The sequence below is a fragment of the Methanothrix sp. genome (assembly GCA_029907715.1).
In the GTDB taxonomy this organism is placed as follows: domain Archaea; phylum Halobacteriota; class Methanosarcinia; order Methanotrichales; family Methanotrichaceae; genus Methanothrix_B.
This window is the reverse complement of record JARYLI010000044.1, coordinates 1-859: the sequence shown is the minus strand read 5'-3', so window position 1 is coordinate 859 and position 859 is coordinate 1. Positions and strand designations below refer to the sequence as shown.

At 38.2% G+C, this 859-nt stretch carries 1 protein-coding gene; it reads left to right on the top strand.

What is annotated here, in order from left to right:
• Window positions 1-188 precede the first annotated feature (188 nt).
• Window positions 189-859: type I restriction enzyme HsdR N-terminal domain-containing protein (locus tag QHG98_09730; protein MDH7597991.1), on the top strand; the 671-nt coding region annotated here is incomplete at its 3' end.

Below are 859 nucleotides of genomic sequence, written 5' to 3'. Positions count from 1 at the left end.
CTTCATGAACTCTCTTTCTACCCATAGTCTGGATAGATCAACGCAATGGTTAAAACATTTTGTTATGGAGCACTAGGCGATCAAGTTCATATAACCGAACTGTCTGCTTTTATATATTCAGCAGAGTGCATAGCAGCACCGGTACCTCTGCGGACAAGTTATCAAATGGAGAAGAGTGAGGTGATCTTATGGGAAATCAAACAGACGAAAAAGTAATTGCAGCAAACGAGTTAAAGGATGCGGTTATAGCTAGTGAGAAAAAGCAAAAAATAATAAAAAGTAAAACATTCTGGAAGATGTTTAAAGTTTATTCTCGGCAACCTCAGACAGTAGAAGAAGTAAAAAAACTATTGGATGAGCGTGACCTTAAAGTGGAATTAAAACCCATGCATGGAAAAGAAAATGAAGACGTGATCTTTGGAAAAGAGCCGGTAGATGGTTACTGGATCGTAATCTCTTCAATAATAAAGCCTCCACTTCCACCACCGACATGCAACAAACCCTCAGATAAGTGGTTTGAGGATATGCAAAAAAAGGTTTTTGAGACCGAAAAAGAAGTTGTAACATATTTTATAGATCCTCTCCGAAAAGAATTAGGTTATGATGAAGATGATGTTGTGATTGGCTATAAAATAAAAATGTTCAAGGGTTCAAGGGCTGTATACACCGAGGCAGATTTTGTGTTATTCAATGGCACTGAAAGAACCCCAGAAAATGCACTTCTGGTGATAGAAGCCAAGAACAGCAATAATGAGATCACTCCGGATCACATTAAAGAGGCACAGTCTTATGCGAAAGAGTTGATACCAGCCTATTATGTTGTTACCAATGGTCGACGGACTAAAGTATATCAGTTCAA